Genomic DNA, 20,952 nt, shown 5'->3' with positions numbered 1-20,952 from the left:
GAGGAGGTGCCCGAGGGGGCACAAGGGCAGACAGAGGCTTCTGAGGCTGTGCCGGGTGGGGCTGGGGCTGGTGCCCCGGTGGGCGTGGCGCCCGGGCGCGCCGGGGCATCGGCGGACGTGGTGCCGGGCGGGGCTGAGACTTCGGTGGAGGCGGAGCCGGGTCACGCTGGGACTCTGGCGGCAGTAGAGCCGGGCCACGCTGGAGCTTCGGTGGAAGTCGAGCCGGGGCGCGCAGGGGCTTCGGCTGAGGCGCTGCTGGGTCGTGCCGGGGCTGCCGATGTGGTGCCGCCGGGTGCTGGGACGGCGGGCGCCGGGGAGCGGAGCGTCGGTGGTGATACGGGCGGGGACTTCGAGTTGAGGCCGCCGCAGGGCGTGGGGGGTGAGAGGCCGGGGGACGGCTCCGGTGGCTCGGGTGAGGTGCGGATGGCGGACGAGTCGCGTGCCGGGGGTGGCGAGGGTGACTTTGAGCTCGCTCCCGAGGGCGGCGCCGGTCGTTCGGGCGAGATTCGGGCGGTGGTCGAGTCCAGCGTCGTGGGTGATACGGACACTGAGGGCGACTTCGAGCTGGAGCGGCCCGCTGCCGCGCCCTCGGCCGTTCCGCCGACGGGTACCGCCCCCGTGGCCGCCGCGGCCCCGGAGGAGCGCCCCAGGCCCCTGCACGACCCCGATCCCTACAGCACCCCGCCGTACGGCGAACCGGGCCCCTGGGCCCCCGCTCCGCCGGTCCAGCACCCAGCGGCCACGCCGGCGCAGGGCACGGCGATGCCGATGGCGCCTCCGACACACGGGACGCCCGGCCAGCCACCGGCTCACGCCCACGTGACGCCGGGCCAGGCTCAGACCTCGCCTCACGTGATGCCGGGTCTGGCATCGACCACGGCGCAGGGCACGCCGGCTCCGGCACCGGCCTCGACGCACGCCATGCCGAGTCCGGTACCCTCCTCGGGCCACGTGACGCCGGGCCAGGCTCAGACCTCGCCTCACGTGATGCCGGGTCTGGCATCGACCACGGCGCAGGGCACGCCAGCTCCGGCACCGGCCTCGACGCACGCCATGCCGAGTCCAGCACCCTCCTCGGGCCACGGAACGCCGGGCCAGGCACCCGCTGCCGCGCCCGGCATGCACGTCCCGACGCACGGGACGCCTGCCCCCACGGCCACCCCGGCGCAGGGCACCCCCATCCAGGGGGCCGCCCCCGCGAACGGCACGCCTGCCCAGGGAACTGCTCCCGCACAAGGCGCCCCCACCCCGGGAACCGCCCCTGCGCACGGCACCCCCATCCAGGGAGCCACTCCGGCGCACGGCACCCCCGCCCCCGACCCCCAGACCCCGCCACCGCCCCAGACCCACGGCGCCCCCGCCCCGCACCCCGCAACCCCGTCGCCCGCCTACGCCTACGCCGAAGCCGCCCCATCCCCCGCCCTCAACCCCTGGCAGAACTACGACCCCTGGGCCCCGATCCACACCGCCCCCCTCCAGCAGAACGGTGCCGCGGTCGCCAGCAAGGAGCAGCGGCGTAAGCGGGTCAGGAAGGGGCTGATCGTCGGGGCTCTGCTGCTCGCGCTCGCCTCCGGGGGCGTCGGCGGGGTCGTGGGGGCCTATCTCGAGCGCAACGGCGGGGTGGGGGACGTAGAGCTGCCGCAGGCCGGGAATGAGGACGTCGGGCGGGCGCCCGACAGTGTCGCAGGGATCGCCGCCAAGGCCCTGCCCAGTGTCGTCACCCTGCATGTCACCGGCTCCGAGGAGCAGGGCACCGGCACCGGGTTCGTGCTCGACGGTCTGGGGCACATCCTCACCAACAACCACGTCGTCGAACCCGCCGGTTCCGACGGCGAGATATCGGTGACGTTCCACAGCGGCGACACCGCCAAGGCCACCGTCGTCGGCCGGGACAGCGGCTACGACCTCGCCGTCGTCAAGGTCGGGAACGTCAGCGGGCTCACGCCCCTGCCCCTCGGCAACTCCGACAACGTCCAGGTCGGCGACCCCGTCGTCGCCATCGGCGCCCCCTTCGACCTGGAGGGCACCGTCACCTCCGGCATCATCAGCGCCAAGGAGCGGCCCATCACGGCCGGCGGCGAGAGGGGCGACGGGAGTGACGTGTCGTATGTGGATGCTCTGCAGACCGACGCTCCCATCAACCCCGGCAACTCCGGCGGACCCCTCCTCGACGCCAAGGCCCGTGTCATCGGCATCAACTCCGCCATCCGCTCCGCCGACAGCGGCTCCGACCTGGACAGCGGCCAGTCCGGCTCCATAGGGCTCGGCTTCGCCATCCCCGTCAACCAGGCCAAGCGCGTCGCCGAGGAACTGATCAACACCGGCAAGGCGACCCATCCGGTCATCGGCGTCACCCTCGACATGGACTACACCGGCGACGGCGCCCGCGTCGGGGCCAAGGGCAACGACGGCGGCCCCGCCGTCACCACGGGCGGCCCCGGCGACAAGGCCGGCATCAAGGCCGGCGACGTCATCACCGAGGTCGACGGCCAGCGCATCCACTCCGGCGAGGAACTCATCGTCAAGACCCGCGCCCACCGGCCCGGTGACCGGCTCGAACTGACCCTTGAGCGAGGTGGCAAGGAGGTCGAGATCTCGCTGGTCCTCGGCTCATCAAGCAATCGCTGAGACCCACAGGAACCTCACAGCACAAGCCCCCGCACCCGCTCCACAGAGGGCCTGACAAGGCAAACAACCCGGAAAACCGCACGCTCACCCACATTCGGAGGCCTCGGGACAGTACCGGTCGCAGGGGAACGCCGGGTACCGTGGACCCGGCCCGGACCACGGAAGACCGCACTGACCACCGAGGGCCGAGGACCGAGGACATCGCAAGGAGCTTCAGGTGTTCAATGACATAGGACCGCTCGAGGTGGTGACGCTCGTCGTCCTCGCCGTGCTCGTATTCGGTCCGGAAAAGCTCCCGAAGGTCATCCAGGACGTCACGCGGACGATCCGTAAGATCCGCGAGTTCTCGGAGAGCGCCAAGCAGGACATCCGGTCGGAACTGGGCCCGGAGTTCAAGGACTTCGACTTCGAGGACCTCAACCCCAAGACGTTCATCCGCAAGCAGCTGGACAACGACGACCTGGGGCTCAAGGAGATCCGCAACGGCTTCGACATGAAGAAGGAGATGGCCGAGGTCACGGACGCCGTCCATGGCCGTGACTCGGAATCGTCCTCCTCGTCGGCCGCGGCGTCATCGGCGTCGTCATCGTCATCGTCATCGTCGGGTTCCTCCGGCGGCACCGTCGACATGACGAAGGGCACCGTCGACATGACGAAGAAGCCCGAGAGCCCCCGCGAGGACCGCCCGCCCTTCGACGCGGACGCCACCTGATCCGGTACTCGGCGCGTCCCGCACGTGACGCGTTTCATACTCCGCCCGGGGCGCGTACGGCCTGAACCCGGCGCCCGCGCACCCCGTGCGCCGGGCGGTTTCCCTGCTGCTCGGGGCGGTGTGGCTATGCTGCCGAGTTGTTGTGCGGACCGTACTCAAACGAGTAACGCCGCCCGAAGGGGGGCGGGCCGGACCGGTCCGGCGAGAGCAAGGAGGCGTCCGGGCACATGGAGACGACGAGTAGGGCAGTCGCACAGGCGCCGGCCACGGAGGGCGAACAACAGGTCCCCTCCGCCCGGCGCACGGTCGACGGCTACCTGCTGGCGCCCTTCCCGTGGTACGGCCTCGATGAGGCCTTCACGGGGCCGCGCTGGCTGATGCAGGTCGGTACGGCGGCCGACGGGGCCGTCGAGCACGGTTCGATCGGGCACGGTGACGGGCCCTCCGTACGCCACGAAGGTACGGAGGACAAGGAGAAGTTCGCGGTGGCGGTGACCGTCGCGGCGAATCCGTCCCGGCGGAGCGCCGACGGTACGGGGCTGCTGGAGGCCACGTCGGTGTCCTCGGCGGCCTGGCTCGCCGGTGTGGGGCTGCTGTCCTTCACCTGGCCCGGGCAGATGGACCACTCCCTGCGGGACGACTGGCTGGACCAGCAGACGGAGACGGCGTGGGCCCTCGCGGACGACCTCGCCGGGCCGGCCTGGTCGACGCTGTCCCTTCCCGTGGACGGCGTGCCCACGCCCTTCCACTACCGGGAGTCCGAGTTCGGCTGGGTGCTGGCCGGGTCGACTCAGGAAGGGGTGCATGTGGGGGCGTACGGGAGAGGCATGAGCGCGTACGGTCTCGGCTTCGCCATGATCAAGGACATCTCCGCCTACGCGTAGGCGGTCGTACGACAGTACGGGAGAGGACGAGAAGGGGGCGCCGTCGGATCAGACGGCGCCCCCTCCTCGTACGGGACTCAGAACTTGTTGCGCGGCGTGATCCCCAGCGACATGCCCGACAGGCCCCGCTGGCGTCCGCCCAGCTTGCCCGCGATGGCCCGCAGCGCCGACCCCGCCGGTGAGTCCGGGTCGGTCAGGACCACCGGCTTGCCCTCGTCGCCGCCCTCGCGGAGGCGGACGTCGATGGGGATGTTGCCGAGGACCGGGACGTTGGCGCCGGTCGTGCGGGTGAGGCCGTCGGCGACCGACTGGCCGCCGCCCGTGCCGAAGACGTCGACCATCTCGCCGCAGTGCGGGCACGGGAGGCCGGACATGTTCTCCACCACGCCGACGATCTTCTGGTGCGTCTGGACCGCGATGGAGCCCGCCCGCTCGGCCACCTCGGCGGCCGCCTGCTGAGGCGTCGTCACGACCAGGATCTCGGCGTTCGGAACCAGCTGGGCGACCGAGATGGCGATGTCGCCCGTGCCGGGCGGGAGGTCCAGGAGCAGGACGTCCAGATCGCCCCAGTACACGTCCGCCAGGAACTGCTGGAGCGCGCGGTGGAGCATCGGGCCGCGCCAGACGACCGGGGCGTTGCCGGGCGTGAACATGCCGATGGAGATGACCTTCACGCCGTTCGCCGACGGCGGCATGATCATGTTCTCGACCTGGGTGGGACGCCCGTCGGCGCCCAGCATGCGCGGCACGCTGTGGCCGTAGATGTCGGCGTCCACGACACCGACCTTCAGGCCGTCCGCCGCCATCGCCGCCGCCAGGTTCACCGTCACCGACGACTTGCCGACGCCGCCCTTGCCGGACGCCACCGCGTACACGCGGGTGAGCGAGCCCGGTTTCGCGAACGGGACCTCGCGCTCGGCGGTGCCGCCGCGCAGGGCGTTCGCCAGCTCCTTGCGCTGCTCGTCGCTCATCACGTCGAGCGTGACGTCGACGCCGGTCACGCCGTCGACCCGGGAGACCGCCTCCGTCACACGCTGCGTGATCGTCTCGCGCATGGGGCAGCCGGAGACCGTCAGGTACACGGTGACCGCGACCGCTCCGTCCGCACCGATCTCCACCGACTTGACCATCCCCAGTTCGGTGATGGGGCGGTTGATCTCGGGGTCGTTCACCGTCGCCAGTGCTTCGCGCACCGCGTCTTCCGTAGCCATAAGGACGATGGTACGGCGCCGTACGGTGCCCCTGGAAAGCCCGTCACCGGTCGTCTACGTCACGCCCCGACGACCGTTCTGCCGGGAATACGACCCGGCCGTTGCCGTGCTCGTCCAGTTCCTTCATGACGTCCTGCAGTTCCGAGCGGATCCAGTCCCGGGTGGCGACCTCGCCGAGGCCGATGCGCAGGGCGGCGATCTCGCGGGTCAGGTACTCGGTGTCGGCGATCGACCGCTCGTTCTGCTTGCGGTCCTGTTCGAGGTTGACCCGGTCGCGGTCGTCCTGCCGGTTCTGTGCGAGGAGGATCAGCGGGGCGGCGTAGGAGGCCTGGAGCGAGAGCATCAGGGTCAGGAAGATGAAGGGGTAGTTGTCGAAGCGCAGGTCGCGCGGCGCGAAGATGTTCCACAGCAGCCACACGACGATGACGACCGTCATCCCGACGAGGAACCGCCCGGTGCCGATGAAGCGGGCGATCCGCTCCGACAGCCGTCCGAAGGCCTCCGGGTCGTATTCGGGCAGGATCCTGCGGCGGGGCGGGCGCGGCTGGTCGAGGCGGGGGATGCGGGTCCGAGTGGCGGCCGTGGCGCCGGACGCCACGCGCCCGCGGGTGCCGGTGGTCTCGCGCTCAGGTGCCATGGGCGGTCACCCCCTGGGCCCCTTCCTCCTCGTCCAGGTGGAACTCCGTCTCCCGCCAGTCCTCGGGCAGCATGTGGTCGAGGACGTCGTCCACGGTCACCGCGCCCAGCAGCGACCCCGACTCGTCGACGACGGGCGCCGCGACCATGTCGTACGCCGCGAAGAACCCGGCGACGACGGGCAGCGCAGCGTCCGGCGCCAGGGCCTGCAGGTCGTCGTCGACGAGCGAGCTGACCAGGGTGTACGGCGGGTCGCGCAGCAACCGCTGGAAGTGGACCGTGCCGAGGTACTTGCCGGTCGGGGTCTCGTCCGGCGGGCGGCAGACGTAGACCTGGGCTGCCAGGGCGGGGGAGAGGTCGGCGTTGCGGACGCGGGCGAGGGCGTCGGCGACCGTGGCGTCGGGGCGCAGGACGATCGGCTCCGTCGTCATCAGACCGCCCGCCGTGTGCTCCTCGTACGACATCAGGCGCCGCATGTCGGCCGCGTCGGCGGGCTCCATCAGGCTCAGCAGCCGTTCCTTGTCCTCCTCGGGCAGCTCGGCGAGCAGGTCGGCCGCGTCGTCCGGGTCCATGGCCTCCAGGACGTCGGCGGCCCGCTCCTCCTTCAGCTTGCCGAGGATCTCGATCTGGTCGTCCTCCGGGAGCTCTTCCAGTACGTCGGCCAGGCGGTCGTCGTCGAGGGCGGCGGCGACCTCGGCGCGCCGCTTGGGGGAGAGGTGGTGCAGGACGTTCGCCAGGTCGGCCGGGCGCAGTTGCTCGAAGGTGGCCAGCAGGCTCTCGGCGCCCTGCCCCTGCTCCTCCAGGGAGAAGCCGGTGACGCCGGACCACTCGACGGTCAGCGACTCGCCCTTGCTGCGCCGGAAGGCGCCGCCCTTCTTGCCCTTCCGGACGAACACCCGGTCGATCTCCCAGTCCCGGCGGGCCGGCAACTGCCGCACCGACAGGTCGAGTACGGTCACTTCCTCGCCGGTCTCGACGAGTGTGACCCGCCGGTCCAGCAGCTCGCCGAAGACCAGCCGCTCGGTGGGCCGCTGCTCGAAACGGCGGACGTTGAGCACGCCGGTGGTGATGACCTGACCGGACTCGATGCTGGTCACGCGGGTCATGGGCAGGAACATACGGCGCCGGGTGGCCAGTTCGACGACCAGGCCGAGCAGCCGGGGAGGTTTTCTCCCGACGCGCAGCATGACGACCAGATCGCGGACGCGCCCCACCTGGTCGCCGTTCGGATCGAAGGCGGCGACGCCGGAGAGGTGGGAGACGAAGATCCGGGGGGCGCCGGCTGGCATGGCTGCGCCTCCTTTGCGTACAGACCGTTCATGCAGATCGTTCGTGCGGCTACTGGTGTGCCGCTTATCCGAATTGCCCGCTCAGTGCGCTTCAGGCTAGCCCGTCCCGATCGGATCCGCCCTGGTGGGCGGTCCGGACGGACTGGCTCCGCCGGGCGGGTGCGGCACGGGTACTCTGCGGTACGCCGATCAGGACCCCGTCAGAAAGGCAGCCTCACCTGTGACTGCGATTCCCCAGGGCCGTACCCGCCGTCGGGCCGCGCTGGTGAGCGCGATGTGCGCGCTGGTCGTGACGGGAGCGGCGATGACGGGGTGCAGCGAGGACCCCGACGCGGGAACCAACGGGGTCGGCAAGCTGGCGGCCGACGAGATCCAGCGCAGGACGCGTACGGCCGCCGACGCCGCCACGGCGGTACGCCTCGCGGGGACCGTGGTGACCAGTGGGCGCACCTACAAACTCGACATGCGTCTGAAGGCCGACGGCGGCACCGGCTCGGTCACCTCGCAGGGGACGACGTTCGGGTTGCTGCGCATCGACGACGATCTGTATCTGAAGGCCGACGCGGGCTTCTGGACCCACGCGGACGGCGAGGGCGACGACGCCCGTTCCGACGCGGCGGCGGCCGGCAAGCTCGACGGCAAGTACGTGAAGGTGCCGCAGGGCGACCCCCAGTACAAGAAGTTCAGCGGCTTCACGGACAAGGACGTCCTCCTCGACGGTCTGCTCACGCTGCACGGCAAGCTGGCGACGGACGGCCACCATGAGCAGGCGGGCATCCGCACGATCCGCATCACCGGCGACTCGGGCGACGGCGGCACCCTGGACGTCTCCCTGGAGGGCAAGCCGTACCCCCTGCGCCTGACCCGCGCCGGCGACGCGGGCACCCTGACCTTCTCGGCCTGGGGGAAGGACTTCGCCCTGACGGAGCCGGGCAAGGGCGACACGGTGGACTACGGCAAGCAGCTGCCGACGTCGTAGCGGTCGCTACTTCCGCTTACGCCTCTTCATCAGCAGCCGCGGCAGCCCCGCGGGAATCGGCTGCCGTGTGGTCGCCGACGACGGCAGCGGCGCCTCGGCCAGACTCCCGGCAGGCAGCGACGCCATGGCCCCTGTCGGCTCCAGGCGGAGCACCCGGCACTCCCGGGCCCACCGTCCTGTCATCCGCTCGCCGTCGGGGGCGTTCAGCCGCTTGCCCTTGAGCTCGGCGACCGTCGCGTCCCACGCCTCGGTCTCCGGGGCCAGCTCCACGACCTTCGCCGTCCAGGAGACCAGCCGGCCGCCCTTGTCCTTGCTGCGGACCGTCACCTCGGCCGTGGCCCCGTCGGCCAGCCCCGGCAGCGGCTGCTCGCCGGGACCGTCGCCGACGACACACGCCGCACCCTCGTGCCACGCGTGCCACAGCGCCCGGGCCGGGACACCGGGACCCTGGACCCAGATGAGGCCGGACTTCTTCGTGGCCTCCTCGACGAGGGCCTGGTCGAGCAGCTCACTTGTCATGACGCCCAGCCTATCCAGGCGTACTCACAGCCAGCCGTTGCGCTTCAGCGTACGGTGGATGCCCAGACAGATCGCGCCCGTGATGACCATGATCACCGGGTAGCCGTACTTCCAGTGCGTCTCCGGCATGTAGTCGAAGTTCATGCCGTACACACCACACACCATCGTCGGCACGGCGATGATCGCGGCCCACGAGGTGATCTTCCGCATGTCCTCGTTCTGCGCGACGGACGCCTGCGCGAGGTTGGCCTGCAGGATCGAGTTGAGGAGCTCGTCGAAGCCGATGACCTGCTCCTGGACGCGGGCCAGGTGGTCGGCGACGTCCCGGAAGTACTTCTGGATGTCCGGGTCGATCAGCCGCATCGGCCGCTCGCTCAGCAGCTGCATGGGACGCAGCAGCGGCGACACCGCGCGCTTGAACTCCAGTACCTCGCGCTTGAGTTGGTAGATCCGCCCCGCGTCCGTGCCGCGCGGCGCCCCCTTGCGGCCCGGCGAGAAGACCTCCGTCTCCACCTCGTCGATGTCGTCCTGCACCGCGTCGGCGACCGCGATGTACCCGTCGACGACGTGGTCGGCGATCGCGTGCAGCACGGCCGAGGGGCCCTTGGCGAGCAGCTCGGGGTCGTCCTGCAGCCGGTGCCGCAGCGCCCGCAGCGAGCCCTGCCCGCCGTGCCGGACGGTGATGAAGAAGTCCCGGCCGGTGAAGCACATGACCTCGCCGGTCTCAACTACCTCGCTGTTGGGGGTGAGTTCGTCGTGCTCGACGTAGTGGATGGTCTTGAAGACGGTGAACAGGGAGTCGTCGTAGCGCTCGAGCTTGGGCCGCTGGTGGGCCTGCACCGCGTCCTCCACGGCCAGCGGGTGCAGCCCGAACTCGCTTGCGATACCAGAGAATTCGGCCCCGGTCGGCTCATGCAGCCCGATCCACACGAACCCTCCGTCGCGCCGCACCTGGCGCATCGCCTCGTGCGGGCTCAGCGACTGGTCCGTGCGGACCCGGGCGCCGTCGCGGTAGATGGCGCAGTCGACGACGGCGGACGGCGTACCGGGGTCGCGTGTCGTGTCGTAGGCGCCGGTGTCCATGCGCAGCCCCTTGCGCAGCGAGGGGCGGGACGGGCGGACCGCGGCGCGCAGGTCACGAATCATCGACATGGCAGGCTCCTTCGCGACGGGCAACGAATGGCCGCGTACGACGGGTGGAACTACCCGGAATGAGGACGTCCTGACTGCGGATGTTTGGCACGTCCACAAAGCGGGGAGCACCGCACCGTCGCGGTGGCGAGCTTCGCTGCTGATACAGCTACTGATTCAGATCAGACAGATCAGGCAAAACGAAACGAAGTGCTCTTCCGTGTAAAGACGTGAGCGTGAAAGGCAGCAGTCAGCCAGAGTCAGAACAGCTACATCAGAGGCCGGAAGAGCGAGTGGTACTGCACGGTCGACTTCGATCCATGACAGCCCCACCTCCTCCAGCCGGTCCCTCGTGAGGGACGGTCCATCCCCCGTAGGGGAGTTTCACGGCGTCGGGACTCGATCGCGACGCTTCTGCGTGCTGCCCCGAACCGCCGGGCAAGAGTATCAGCCGACCGAAGTGTCAAGGCGCTGCTTTGCCCGGTACTGACGAGTTCTATGCTCGCGACATGGCTGATGTTCTTCCTCTGGTCGAGGCCCGGTTGCGTTCCGCGCTGGGCGAACCGGACGCGCGCGCGGCGGTCACCTTCCTCGGTACGGACCGCGTCGAGGTGCTCCGCTTCCATGAGGACGACATCGTCCGCTACGCCACGCTCGGCATGTCCGCGCAGCCCATGAGCGACCCCGCCGCGGCGCTCGCCGACCCGGTCAAGGGCCCCCGCGCCGAGCTGGTCCTCTCCGTGCGCGCCGGCCTCGCCGACACCGGCAAGGTGCTGCGCCCGCTGGCCGTTCTGGCCGCATCCCCGCAGGTGGAGGGCGTGATCGTGGCCCCCGGCGCCTCCCTCGACGTAGGCGAACCCCTGTGGCCCGGGGCCCCGTTCACCTCGGTGCTGGTCGCCGAGCCGGGCGGCCTGATCGAGGATCTGGAACTGGACGAGCCTCTCGACCCCGTACGGTTCCTGCCCCTGCTCCCCATGACCGCGAACGAGGCCGCCTGGAAGCGCGTGCACGGCGCCCAGGCACTCCAGGAGCGCTGGCTGACGAGCGGGACGGACCTCCGGGATCCCGCCCGCAAGTCCGTCCCGCTGGAGTGAGCAACCTCACCAACCGGTGGCTGGAAACGGTCAGTTGGCGAACACGGTGACGCTGTCCTCGGTCGCGTGCCGAGTCTTGAGTTCCTCCGGCGTCCCCGAGCAGCGAGCCCAGAGCGGGCCGCAGGTGGTTGGCATATGCATGCAGTAAGTTAGCTCCGCTAATTAATGAAAGGCGCACTTGGTTTCCTCTGGTGAACCTGTTCCGTCCGGACGGGTGATCGTCCTTGACGTGGAGGAGCAGGGGTAGGACCGTGGGGCCCTATGAGGGGCGAACCCAGTTGCCCGAAGTGTGGTGGCCGGGTCAGGGCTCCCGGACTCTTCGCCGATTCGTGGCAGTGTGATGTGCACGGCACCGTGCATCCGGTGCAGCCCGTGATCCCGCCCAGCGTCGAGGCCCTCAGCGTGGTCGTGCACCGCACCCGGGTACCGGTGTGGATGCCGTGGCCGCTGCCGGTCGGCTGGCTGTTCACGGGCGTGGCCTCCGCGGGCGACGACCGCAGCGGCGGCCGCGCCACGGCCGTGGCCTGTTCCGGGCCGGGCCCGCTCGGCGGCATGGGCGAGCTGATCCTGGTCGCCGAGGAACTCGGCGTGGGCCTCGGCGCGCGGTACGCGGGCATCGACGGCCCGGACCCCGGGCCGTACCTGAACGTCGAGAAACCGCCCCAGGCCAAGGTCCTCGCCGCCGGCCGCCCGACCCCGCTGTGGCATGTCGCCGACGCCCCCGACGACCGTGCCGTGTTCGCGGGCGAGGCGCTCGGGCTGTGGGTGTGGGCGGTGGTGTGGCCCGAGCAGTCCGGGCTGCTGATGTACGACGAGCTGGTGCTGACCGATCTGCGGGATGCGGGGGCCGAGGTGGATCTGGTGCCGTGCGGGGCGTTGTCGCCGCGCTTGCTTGAGCCGTAGCGCCTTCGGGGGGTGAGTGTGCTGTTGGCGGGCGGCTGCGGGTGGTCGTGGGTTGATCGCGCCTACGCGGCGGAGCCGCGCATCGATACGGCTCCGCACCCCTGGGTGGATTGGTGTAGGGGGTGCTTGCCGCGTGTGGGTGTGACAGGCGAGCTTGAAAAATACGGTTATCCTTGAGCGTCCCCTTCCGCACCGTCACCGCCTGGAGTTCGCGTCGTGCGCATCGATCTGCACACCCACTCCACCGCTTCCGACGGTACGGACACCCCGGCCGAGCTGGTGCTGGGTGCCGCCGCGGCCGGTCTGGACGTCGTCGCGCTCACCGATCACGACACCACCCGCGGGCACGCCGAGGCGATCGCCGCGCTGCCGGCGGGGCTCACGCTTGTCACCGGGGCCGAGCTGTCCTGCCGTATCGACGGTGTCAGCATGCACATGCTGGCCTACCTCTTCGACCCCGAGGAGCCGAGCCTGCTCGCCGAGCGTGAGCTGGTGCGGGACGACCGGGTGCCGCGGGCGCGGGGCATGGTCGGCAAGCTCCAGGAGCTGGGCGTGCCGGTCACCTGGGAGCAGGTGGCGCGGATCGCGGGCGACGGTTCGGTCGGGCGCCCGCATGTCGCGACCGCGCTGGTCGAGCTGGGTGTCGTACCGACCGTGGGCGACGCCTTCACACAGGACTGGCTGGCCGACGGCGGGCGGGCCTTCGTGGAGAAGCACGAGACCGACCCCTTCGAGGCGATCCGGCTGATCAAGGGCGCGGGCGGGGTCGCGGTGTTCGCGCACCCGGCGGCCGCCAAGCGGGGCCGTACGGTGCCGGAGTCGGTGATCGCCGAGATGGCCGCGGCCGGGCTCGACGGCATCGAGGTCGACCACATGGACCACGACCCGGACACCCGGGCGCGGCTGCGCGGCCTGGCCAAGGAGCTCGGGCTGCTGACGACCGGGTCCAGCGACTACCACGGCAGCCGCAAGACGTGCGTGCTCGGCGAGTACACGACCGATCCCGAGGTGTACGGCGAGATCACGCGACGGGCGACGGGTGCGTTTCCCGTGCCGGGGGCCGGCGGGGTCTGAGGTCTCTCACCTTCACGTTCTCCCGCTTCACGTCCTCCCGCGTTTCACTCACCTCGCAAGGTCTCGTCACCCATGTTCGACCTCGCCGTCTTCGGCTCCCTCTTCCTGACCCTCTTCGTCATCATGGATCCCCCCGGGATCACCCCGATCTTCCTCGCGCTGACCTCCGGCCGGCCCGCCAAGGTGCAGAAGCGCATGGCCTTCCAGGCCGTGTGCGTCGCCGGTGGAGTGATCGCGATCTTCGGGCTCCTCGGCCACCAGATCCTCAACTACCTGCACGTCTCCGTGCCCGCGCTGATGATCGCGGGCGGGCTGCTGCTCCTGCTCATCGCCCTCGACCTGCTCACCGGCAAGACCGACGAGCCGAAGCAGACCAAGGACGTCAACGTCGCCCTCGTACCGCTGGGCATGCCGCTGCTGGCCGGGCCGGGTGCGATCGTGTCGGTCATCCTGGCGGTGCAGCGGGCCGACAGTGTGGCGACCCAGGTGTCGGTGTGGTCGGCGATCCTCGCGATCCACGTCGTGCTGTGGCTGGTGATGCGCTACTCGCTGCTGATCATCCGGGTCATCAAGGACGGCGGTGTGGTGCTGGTGACGCGGCTCGCGGGCATGATGCTGTCCGCGATCGCGGTGCAGCAGATCATCAACGGTGTCACTCAGGTGATCCAGGCGAGCTGAGGAACGTCCGCGGCACGGGCACGCACAGAGCCCCGCACGGCGTTCGTTGCCGTACGGGGCTCTGAAGTGTGTGTAAGGGACTCGCGGTTACGAGGCCGTGGTGTCGGCCGGGCGAATCCACAGGCGCTGTCCGATGGCGGCGGCCTGCTGAACGATCCGGTTGACGGAGGCGGCGTCCACGACGGTGGAGTCCACGGGGGTGCCGTCGACCTCGTCGAGTCGCATGATTTCGAAGCGCACGGGCTTCTCCCTTCGTCTGGTCATCCTCGCGAGGAGGATTGCTGGTACGTGTGAGTCAACGCGGTGCGTGTTACAAACATTCCCTACGCTAAAGAAATTTTTCGAACGGCTAACTACTGACCGGTAAGCGGTCGGCAAGGGATCGGCCGGGTCCGAAAGGAGACTGACCGGGACCGGTTGTGTTCGCAGCGTGACCGCCAGGACAATGGAGACGATGAACGACGACCTCGCGGCCCTCGCCGCCCGCATCGACCGCACCAACGAGCTGCTCCAGCGCATGCTCGCCGAGGTGGCGAAGACGCCCTCGACCCACGCGATCTTCGTCGACGCCGGCTATCTCTACGCGGCCGCGGGACGCCTGGTGGCCGGCATGGAGGACCGCCGGGCCTTCGACCTGGACGCCGAGGGCCTGATCGAGGCGCTCATCGACCGGGCCCGCACGATCTTCGCGGACAGCAGGCTGCTGCGGGTGTACTGGTACGACGGCGCCCGGCGCCGCATCCACACCGCCGAGCAGCAGTCGATCGCCGAACTCCCGGATGTGAAGGTCCGGTTGGGCAACCTGAACGCCAACAACCAGCAGAAGGGCGTCGACTCCCTGATCAGGACCGACCTGGAGTCACTGGCCCGGCACCGAGCCATCAGCGACGCGGCCCTGCTCGGCGGCGACGAGGACCTGGTGTCGGCGGTGGAGGCCGCACAGGGCTACGGCGCCCGCGTCCACCTGTGGGGCATCGAGGCACCCGAGGGCCGCAACCAGGCGGAGCCGCTGCTCTGGGAGGTCGACAGCCAGCGCACCTTCGACCTCGACTTCTTCAAGCCGTACGTGTCCCGGCGCGCGGCGGCCGCCTACGAGGCGACGGCGGCCCGCCCGACCCGCGAGGACGTCCGTTTCGTGGGCGCCCAGATCGCGGCGAAGTGGCTGGCGGCGCGGGGCCGCGAGTCGCTGCTGGAGCTGCTGCCCGGGCACCCGTATCTGCCGGGTTCGGTGGACCAGGACCTGCTGGTGGAGGCGGAGGGCCTGCTGCAGTACTCCCTGCGTGGCCAGGCGGACCTGCGCCGGGCGCTGCGGGACGGTTTCTGGGAACACCTGCAGGCGCAGTACTAGCCCCGGTCTTCGTGGTCGTCCTCCTCGTGGACGCTGTCCCAGAAGTCGGCGAGCGCATGGGCGGTCGGGAGCGGCTGGTCGGCGTTGGGTGAGTGCTCGGCGCCCGCGATGACCGTCCGGCGGGCACCGAGCCGTACGGCCATGTCGTCGAGGACGGGCAGCGGCCAGGTGTCGTCCTTGGCGCCCGACAGGACGTGGAACGGCACCGGGACGGCGGCGAGTTCGGCAACCCGGTCCGGTTCCGTGCACAACTGACGGCCCGTCGCGTGGAGTTGCGCCGGCTTGTGACCGAGCCAGCGGCGGCGGAGCTGCGCCATGTCGCCGATCCCGCGTGCGGGGCCGCCGACCTCCTCCGGCGGCCCCATGGCGAGGATGGCCTCCCACACCTCGGGCATGTCCATCACGCCGAGCGCGTCCCGGAGCAGCTTCACGCGCTGCTGCTGGGAGTCGGAGATCTGAGCCGGGCCCGACGCGACGAGGGTGAGCGACAGGAACGGGGAGTGGTCGATCAGTACGGCGGCCCGGGCGATCTGACCGCCGAGGGAGTGTCCGAGCAGGTGCAGCGGCGTGCCGACGACTGCCGCCTGCGCGAGCACGTCCCGCGCCAACTCGGCCTGTGCGTAGGCGGATTCGTCGCTTTCGGGACCGTCCGACTCGTACTGGCCGCGTCCGTCGACGGCGACGGTCCGGTAGCCACGGGCGGCGAGCGGCTCGTGGAGCAGGTTGAAGTCCTCCTTGCTGCCGGTGAATCCGGGCAGGAGGAGCGCTACGCCGCGCTGCTCGACGCCGGGGGCGGCCGGGGAGTCGACGGCTGCGAAGTCGCCGCGGGAGGTGTGGAGGGCGTACGCGCGGGTGTTGGGGGGTGGGGTGGTCACGGGGGGAGGGTATCGGGCGGGGTGGGGGCGCCGGGGGGAGGTGGTCTTGGGGAGAGGACTCCTTGCCGACCGGGGTGTCCACCTCTGAGTCCGGGAACGCCGACGGCCCGGTCCCGCGCGGGGCGGGACCGGGCCGTCGGACGGGGATCAGCTCTCCGCGGGCTCCGTGGCGACCGTGACCTTGCGGACCCGGCGACGGGGCGCCGCAGCCGGCTCGTCCGTGGCCTGGGCCGGGATCTCGGCGGTCTCGGTGGTGGCCGCGGTCTTGCGGGTGCGGCGGACCTTGGGCTTGGCCTCCGTGCCCTCGGCGGTGTCGACGGCGGCCGTGGCCGCAGCCTTCCGGGTGCGTCGCGGCTTGGCCTCGGTCGCTTCCGGCTCCACGACGGTCGCGGCCGCCTTACGGGTACGGCGGGGCTTGGCCTCCGTGCCTTCGGCAGCGTCGACCGCGGCCTCGGCCTTGGCAGCGGCGACCTTGCGGGTGCGGCGCGGCTTGGCTTCGGTCGCTTCGGGCGTCTCCGCGGTCTCGGTGGTGGCCGCGGTCTTGCGGGTGCGGCGGACCTTGGGCTTTGCCTCCGTGCCCTCGGCCGTGTCGACGGCGGTCTCGGCGGCGGCTGCCGCCTTACGCGTCCGGCGCGGCTTGGGCTCGGCCACCGTCTCCGGCTCCTGGACCGTCTGCGCCGGGATCTCGGCGGTCGTGGCCTCGGCCTTGGCTGCGGCGGTCTTACGGGTGCGGCGCGGCTTGGTTTCCGTCGCTTCGGGCGTCTCCGCGGTCTCGGTGGTGGCCGCGGTCTTGCGGGTGCGGCGGACCTTGGGCTTTGCCTCCGTGCCTTCCGCCGTGTCGACGGCGGTCTCGGCGGCGGCTGCCGTCTTGCGGGTACGGCGGCGCGGGGTGGCCTCCGTCTCCGCCGGTGCTTCCGGGGCGACCGTGTCGACCGTCGCCTCCGCGGGGGCTGTTGCCTTGCGGGTACGGCGGCGCGGGGTGGCCTCCGTCTCCGCCGGCGCGACCGTGTCGACTGTCGCCTCGGCGGCCGTCGCCTTGCGGGTACGGCGGCGAGGCTTGGCGGCGGGAGCCTCGGGCTCCGTGACCTCCACGGCCTGCACGGTCTCCACGGCCTTCGCCACGTCCTCGGACGACTTCAGCGCCTCCGAGACCTGGACGGCCTCGGGCGCTGCCGCCTCCGCCGACTTGTGTGTCCGGCGGCGGCGCGGCTTGGCCGGTGCCTCGGGGGCGTCCGGCGTGGCCGTACCTTCCGCGGTCGCCACGGCGGCCTCCGCGGCCTCGGGAGTCACGGAGACGGTCGCCGTGGCCGGCGTCGACTCCGCTGCCCCGCCGCGGGTGCGGCGACGGCGGCGCGGGGTGCGGGAAGCGGTCACGTCCTCGGCCGTGGCGCTGTCCGCCGGTACGGCCGTACCGGCGGCGGGTGCCTGGGCCTCGTCCGCCAGTGCCCCGCCACGCGTACGACGGCGGCGACGCGGCGTACGGGCGGAACGCTCGCGGTCGGCGGCGGGGGACTCGTCCCGACCGCCACGGCCGCCACGGCCGCCCCGGCCACCGCGACCGCGTGCACCGCGGCCGCCGGTCTCGCCGAGGTCCTCAAGCTCCTCCGCCCCGAGCCCGGCGCGCGTGCGCTCCGAGCGCGGCAGGACACCCTTGGTGCCGACGGGGATGTTCAGTTCCTCGAAGAGGTGCGGGGACGTGGAGTACGTCTCCGGCGGGTCGTTGAACTTCAGGTCCAGCGCCTTGTTGATCAGCTGCCAGCGCGGGATGTCGTCCCAGTCGACGAGCGTGATCGCGATGCCCTTCGCACCCGCGCGGCCCGTACGGCCGATGCGGTGCAGGTACGTCTTCTCCTCTTCGGGAGACTGGTAGTTGATGACGTGGGTCACGCCCTCGACGTCGATACCGCGGGCGGCGACGTCGGTGCAGACGAGGACGTCCACCTTGCCGTTGCGGAAGGCGCGCAGCGCCTGCTCGCGGGCGCCCTGACCGAGGTCGCCGTGGACCGCGCCGGCGGCGAAGCCGCGCTGCTGGAGCTGGTCGGCGAGGTCGGCCGCGGTGCGCTTCGTACGGCAGAAGACCATGGCCAGTCCCCGGCCGTCGGCCTGCAGTATGCGCGCGACCATCTCGGGCTTGTCCATGTTGTGCGCGCGGTAGACGAACTGCGCGGTGTTCGCGACCGTCGCGCCCTCGTCGTCCGGCGCCGTGGCGCGGATGTGCGTGGGCTGCGACATGTAGCGGCGCGCGAGGCCGATGACGGCGCCCGGCATGGTCGCCGAGAACAGCATCGTCTGGCGGCGGGCCGGCAGCATGTTGATGATCTTCTCGACGTCGGGCAGGAAGCCCAGGTCGAGCATCTCGTCGGCCTCGTCGAGGACGAGCGCCTTGATGTGCTTGAGGTCGAGCTTCTTCTGGCCCGCGAGGTCCAGCAGCCGGCCCGGGGTGCCGACGATCACGTCGACGCCCTTCTTGAGGGCCTCGACCTGGGGCTCGTAGGCGCGGCCGCCGTAGATGGCGAGAACGCGGACGTTGCGCACCTTGCCCGCGGTCAGCAGGTCGTTGGTGACCTGCGTGCACAGCTCGCGCGTGGGGACCACGACGAGTGCCTGCGGGGCGTCGGTGAGGGCCTCGGGCTGGGCGCGCCCGGCCTCCACGTCGGCGGGGACGGTGACGCGCTCAAGCAGCGGAAGGCCGAAGCCCAGCGTCTTGCCGGTGCCGGTCTTGGCCTGGCCGATGACGTCGGTGCCCGACAGGGCAACGGGGAGCGTCATCTCCTGGATGGGGAAGGGATTGATGATGCCGACGGCTTCGAGGGCCTCGGCGGTCTCGGGAAGGATCCCGAGCTCTCGGAAAGTGGTAGTCAGGGTGCTGCCTCTTCTGTGTGCGCGGTGCGAGGCGAGCGCGGGGGTCGTAGACGGACCGTGCCGGGGGACGTCGGCTGCCTTACGGTCTGGCCGTAGGGCACGGGACCTCTGCCGACGCTCTAGCGCTCGTACCGCTGAGGGGTTCCCTCCGGTCGTCGTACGCATAGTGCCGTACGGCCAGGGAGGGCTGTCGGGTCGGAGCCGATCGGGCCACCGACCGGGCATCCTCATAACGTGCGGCCCGTCGAGTACGTCAGAGTACTCAGCGGGCGCATTACCACCATACCCCGGAAACTCGCACATGCGATGGCCGATTTGGTCACGTAGTCGTTGTCACACTGATTGACCAGGGACTTCCGCCTTGCGATGAGCGGGCTATTGTGCGCTTCATGACGACGCCTGACAACACCTCTGACGCCTCTGCCGACCACACCGGAGTCGCAGCCCAGGACTGGGCTCAGGCCTCCGCCGATCCGCAGTACCGGGCCGCGCTCGTCGACCTGCTCGGCGCGCTCGCGTACGGGGAGTTGGCGGCGTTCGAGCGCCTCGCGGAGGACGCCAAGCTGGCGCCGACGCTGGCGGACAAGGCGGAGCTGGCCAAGATGGCGTCGGCGGAGTTCCACCACTTCGAGCAGCTCAGGGACCGGCTCACGGAGATCGGCGCCGAGCCGACGCAGGCCATGGAGCCGTTCGTCGCCGCGCTGGACGGCTTCCACAAGCAGACGGCGCCGTCGGACTGGCTGGAAGGGCTCGTCAAGGCGTACGTCGGCGACTCGATCGCCAGCGACTTCTACCGCGAGGTCGCCGCCCGCCTCGACTCGGACACCCGCGCCCTGGTGCTGGCCGTCCTCGACGACACCGGGCACGCGTCCTTCGCCGTGGAGAAGGTCCGGGCCGCCATCGACGCTGACCCGCGCGTCGGCGGCCGCCTCGCCCTGTGGGCCCGCCGTCTGATGGGCGAGGCCCTGTCCCAGTCCCAGCGCGTGGTCGCCGACCGGGACGCCCTGTCGACGATGCTCGTGGGTGGCGTCGCGGACGGCTTCGACCTCGCGGAGGTCGGCAAGATGTTCTCCCGCATCACGGAGGCCCACACGAAGCGGATGGCTGCGCTGGGCCTGGCGGCGTAAGGGCCCCGCGATTGTCGCGGTACTCCAGCTCGCTCGGTGGGCCGTTCGTTCGGTGAGCGGCCCGCTGCCCCGTCAACGGTCGCTGTTCCGGCGGCCGTTCGGCTGTCTGCACCTCAACCGGCAGCCGTCGGCCGCTGCTCGTCCCACCAGCCACCCGTCACTCACCCGGCGGCCGGCGTCGGAGCCTCAGGCGGTCGCCGAGCGGCGGCCCAGTCTTCCCGCGGGGCGTACCAACAGGGAGAGTGAGGCGGCGGAGACGGCCGCGGCGCCGGCGAGGATCAGCAGGAGGTTGCCGAAGTCCAGCGCGGTGTGGGTGAGGAAGGCCCCGAACAGGGCTCCCGCGACACCCGTCGGCAGGACCAGGGAGCGGGCGGGCAGGCGGTGCGGCAGACGGCGGGCCGCCGCCCACGCCAGGGCCAGGCCGAGGATCGCGGAGCTGAACGCTTCCAAGAGCATGTTGGGGTCCCTCCCACATGACCGACCTGCTCAGAACGGTCGTAGCCCGTCATACCCCTGACCTGCGGAATGCAACCCTCCTTTGTGATCGAACTGTGCTCCATCTGTGGAGAACGGCCGGGGAACGCGAGAAGGCGAAAAAAGGGAGGGGCCCGGCGACCGATGTCGCCGGGCCCCTCCCTGCACGTCTGCCTACAGCGCGCCGAAGCCCACCTTGCGCGGAGCCGGCTCACCGAGCTCGACGTACGCGAGACGGTCGGCCGGGACCAGCACCTTGCGGCCGTGCTCGTCCACGAGGCTCAGCAGCTGCGTCTTTCCGGCCAGCGCCTCGGCCACGGCCTTCTCGACCTCCTCGGCGCTCTGACCGCTCTCCAGAACGATCTCGCGGGGCGCGTGCTGCACGCCGATCTTGACCTCCACGGCTATGTCCCTCCGACGGTCAGTGAAGTGCGCGACCTTCCGCGCCGTACCCAGCACACATTAGCCCGGTGAGGGGACGTACACGTTCCGCGCGAGAACGCCAGGAGCGAACAGCGCGCGGGAACA

20 protein-coding genes are annotated in these 20,952 nt (G+C 71.0%); 10 read left to right on the top strand and 10 right to left on the bottom strand.

Annotation, left to right across the window (positions count from 1 at the left end; translation table 11 throughout):
- The first annotated feature begins 1,053 nt into the window (after nucleotides 1-1,053).
- The 3 genes from AQJ91_RS32865 to AQJ91_RS32855 all read left to right on the top strand — a co-directional run bounded on the left by AQJ91_RS32865 (nucleotide 1,054) and on the right by AQJ91_RS32855 (nucleotide 4,224).
- A complete protein-coding gene (locus AQJ91_RS32865; RefSeq protein WP_407696958.1) occupies nucleotides 1,054-2,628 on the top strand; it encodes a S1C family serine protease in 1,575 nt (524 codons plus the stop codon).
- Nucleotides 2,629-2,845: 217 nt separating this feature from the next.
- Nucleotides 2,846-3,340, top strand: coding sequence for a sec-independent translocase (locus tag AQJ91_RS32860; protein WP_067028870.1), 495 nt, complete (start codon nucleotides 2,846-2,848; stop codon nucleotides 3,338-3,340).
- A 227-nt stretch (nucleotides 3,341-3,567) separates the two neighbouring features.
- A complete protein-coding gene (locus AQJ91_RS32855) occupies nucleotides 3,568-4,224 on the top strand; it encodes a hypothetical protein (RefSeq protein WP_067028868.1) in 657 nt (218 codons plus the stop codon).
- Between the two features lie 77 nt (nucleotides 4,225-4,301).
- On the opposite strand, the gene AQJ91_RS32850 is transcribed toward AQJ91_RS32855, so the two are convergent.
- The 3 genes from AQJ91_RS32850 to AQJ91_RS32840 are packed head-to-tail and all read right to left on the bottom strand — an operon-like array spanning nucleotide 4,302 to nucleotide 7,360.
- Nucleotides 4,302-5,435, bottom strand: coding sequence for an Mrp/NBP35 family ATP-binding protein (locus AQJ91_RS32850; protein WP_067028866.1), 1,134 nt, complete (start codon nucleotides 5,433-5,435; stop codon nucleotides 4,302-4,304).
- Between the two features lie 43 nt (nucleotides 5,436-5,478).
- Nucleotides 5,479-6,072, bottom strand: a complete 594-nt coding sequence (locus AQJ91_RS32845; protein ID WP_067028864.1) for a DUF1003 domain-containing protein — start codon at nucleotides 6,070-6,072, stop codon at nucleotides 5,479-5,481.
- Nucleotides 6,062-7,360 carry a magnesium transporter MgtE N-terminal domain-containing protein gene (locus AQJ91_RS32840; RefSeq protein WP_067028862.1) on the bottom strand — a complete coding sequence of 433 codons (1,299 nt, stop codon included), beginning with the start codon at nucleotides 7,358-7,360 and terminating at the stop codon, nucleotides 6,062-6,064. The genes AQJ91_RS32845 and AQJ91_RS32840 overlap by 11 nt, the downstream gene beginning before the upstream one ends.
- A gap of 220 nt (nucleotides 7,361-7,580) precedes the next feature.
- Between AQJ91_RS32840 and AQJ91_RS32835 the strand changes: the two genes are divergently transcribed.
- Nucleotides 7,581-8,339, top strand: coding sequence for a hypothetical protein (locus AQJ91_RS32835; RefSeq protein ID WP_067028860.1), 759 nt, complete (start codon nucleotides 7,581-7,583; stop codon nucleotides 8,337-8,339).
- A 6-nt stretch (nucleotides 8,340-8,345) separates the two neighbouring features.
- Here AQJ91_RS32835 and AQJ91_RS32830 read toward each other — a convergent pair whose 3' ends face one another.
- A complete protein-coding gene (locus AQJ91_RS32830) occupies nucleotides 8,346-8,858 on the bottom strand; it encodes a hypothetical protein (RefSeq protein ID WP_067028858.1) in 513 nt (170 codons plus the stop codon).
- Between the two features lie 24 nt (nucleotides 8,859-8,882).
- Nucleotides 8,883-10,010, bottom strand: coding sequence for a magnesium and cobalt transport protein CorA (locus AQJ91_RS32825; protein ID WP_067028856.1), 1,128 nt, complete (start codon nucleotides 10,008-10,010; stop codon nucleotides 8,883-8,885).
- Between the two features lie 488 nt (nucleotides 10,011-10,498).
- Here AQJ91_RS32825 and AQJ91_RS32820 point away from each other — a divergent pair, with 488 nt between their 5' ends.
- The 4 genes from AQJ91_RS32820 to AQJ91_RS32805 all read left to right on the top strand — a co-directional run bounded on the left by AQJ91_RS32820 (nucleotide 10,499) and on the right by AQJ91_RS32805 (nucleotide 13,738).
- Complete coding sequence (locus AQJ91_RS32820; RefSeq protein WP_067028854.1) at nucleotides 10,499-11,083, top strand: suppressor of fused domain protein; 585 nt, start codon at nucleotides 10,499-10,501, stop codon at nucleotides 11,081-11,083.
- 261 nt (nucleotides 11,084-11,344) lie between these two features.
- Nucleotides 11,345-11,986, top strand: coding sequence for a DUF6758 family protein (locus AQJ91_RS32815; protein ID WP_067028852.1), 642 nt, complete (start codon nucleotides 11,345-11,347; stop codon nucleotides 11,984-11,986).
- 216 nt (nucleotides 11,987-12,202) lie between these two features.
- The gene (locus AQJ91_RS32810; RefSeq protein ID WP_067028851.1) at nucleotides 12,203-13,060 is read left to right on the top strand and encodes a PHP domain-containing protein; all 858 of its coding nucleotides are present in this window, start codon (nucleotides 12,203-12,205) and stop codon (nucleotides 13,058-13,060) included.
- A 72-nt stretch (nucleotides 13,061-13,132) separates the two neighbouring features.
- Nucleotides 13,133-13,738, top strand: coding sequence for a MarC family protein (locus AQJ91_RS32805; protein WP_067028849.1), 606 nt, complete (start codon nucleotides 13,133-13,135; stop codon nucleotides 13,736-13,738).
- An 87-nt stretch (nucleotides 13,739-13,825) separates the two neighbouring features.
- Here the strand turns inward: AQJ91_RS32805 and AQJ91_RS52590 are convergent, their stop codons facing one another.
- A complete protein-coding gene (locus AQJ91_RS52590) occupies nucleotides 13,826-13,978 on the bottom strand; it encodes a hypothetical protein (RefSeq protein ID WP_107122593.1) in 153 nt (50 codons plus the stop codon).
- A gap of 214 nt (nucleotides 13,979-14,192) precedes the next feature.
- Here AQJ91_RS52590 and AQJ91_RS32800 point away from each other — a divergent pair, with 214 nt between their 5' ends.
- On the top strand, nucleotides 14,193-15,086 hold the full coding sequence (locus AQJ91_RS32800) for an NYN domain-containing protein (protein ID WP_067028928.1): 894 nt from the start codon (nucleotides 14,193-14,195) through the stop codon (nucleotides 15,084-15,086).
- Here the strand turns inward: AQJ91_RS32800 and AQJ91_RS32795 are convergent.
- Nucleotides 15,083-15,961 carry an alpha/beta fold hydrolase gene (locus tag AQJ91_RS32795; RefSeq protein WP_067028847.1) on the bottom strand — a complete coding sequence of 293 codons (879 nt, stop codon included), beginning with the start codon at nucleotides 15,959-15,961 and terminating at the stop codon, nucleotides 15,083-15,085. The two genes, AQJ91_RS32800 and AQJ91_RS32795, sit on opposite strands and share 4 nt — an antisense overlap.
- A 147-nt stretch (nucleotides 15,962-16,108) precedes the next feature.
- Nucleotides 16,109-18,730 (bottom strand): DEAD/DEAH box helicase, encoded by a 2,622-nt coding sequence (locus AQJ91_RS32790; RefSeq protein ID WP_067028845.1) that lies wholly within the window; start codon nucleotides 18,728-18,730, stop codon nucleotides 16,109-16,111.
- 482 nt (nucleotides 18,731-19,212) lie between these two features.
- Here AQJ91_RS32790 and AQJ91_RS32785 point away from each other — a divergent pair, with 482 nt between their 5' ends.
- Complete coding sequence (locus AQJ91_RS32785; RefSeq protein ID WP_199848076.1) at nucleotides 19,213-19,950, top strand: ferritin-like fold-containing protein; 738 nt, start codon at nucleotides 19,213-19,215, stop codon at nucleotides 19,948-19,950.
- 186 nt (nucleotides 19,951-20,136) lie between these two features.
- On the opposite strand, the gene AQJ91_RS32780 is transcribed toward AQJ91_RS32785, so the two are convergent.
- Together AQJ91_RS32780 and AQJ91_RS32775 are read right to left on the bottom strand one after the other, a co-directional pair.
- Nucleotides 20,137-20,406: a hypothetical protein gene (locus AQJ91_RS32780; protein WP_067028841.1), complete on the bottom strand. Its 270-nt coding sequence runs from the start codon at nucleotides 20,404-20,406 to the stop codon at nucleotides 20,137-20,139.
- Nucleotides 20,407-20,598: 192 nt separating this feature from the next.
- Nucleotides 20,599-20,826, bottom strand: coding sequence for a DUF3107 domain-containing protein (locus AQJ91_RS32775; protein ID WP_067028839.1), 228 nt, complete (start codon nucleotides 20,824-20,826; stop codon nucleotides 20,599-20,601).
- Nucleotides 20,827-20,952 lie beyond the last annotated feature (126 nt).

This window comes from Streptomyces dysideae (genome assembly GCF_001514305.1).
Classification (GTDB): domain Bacteria; phylum Actinomycetota; class Actinomycetes; order Streptomycetales; family Streptomycetaceae; genus Streptomyces; species Streptomyces dysideae.
The sequence above is the reverse complement of the archived record's forward strand: the minus strand, read 5'-3'. Positions and strand labels throughout refer to the sequence as shown.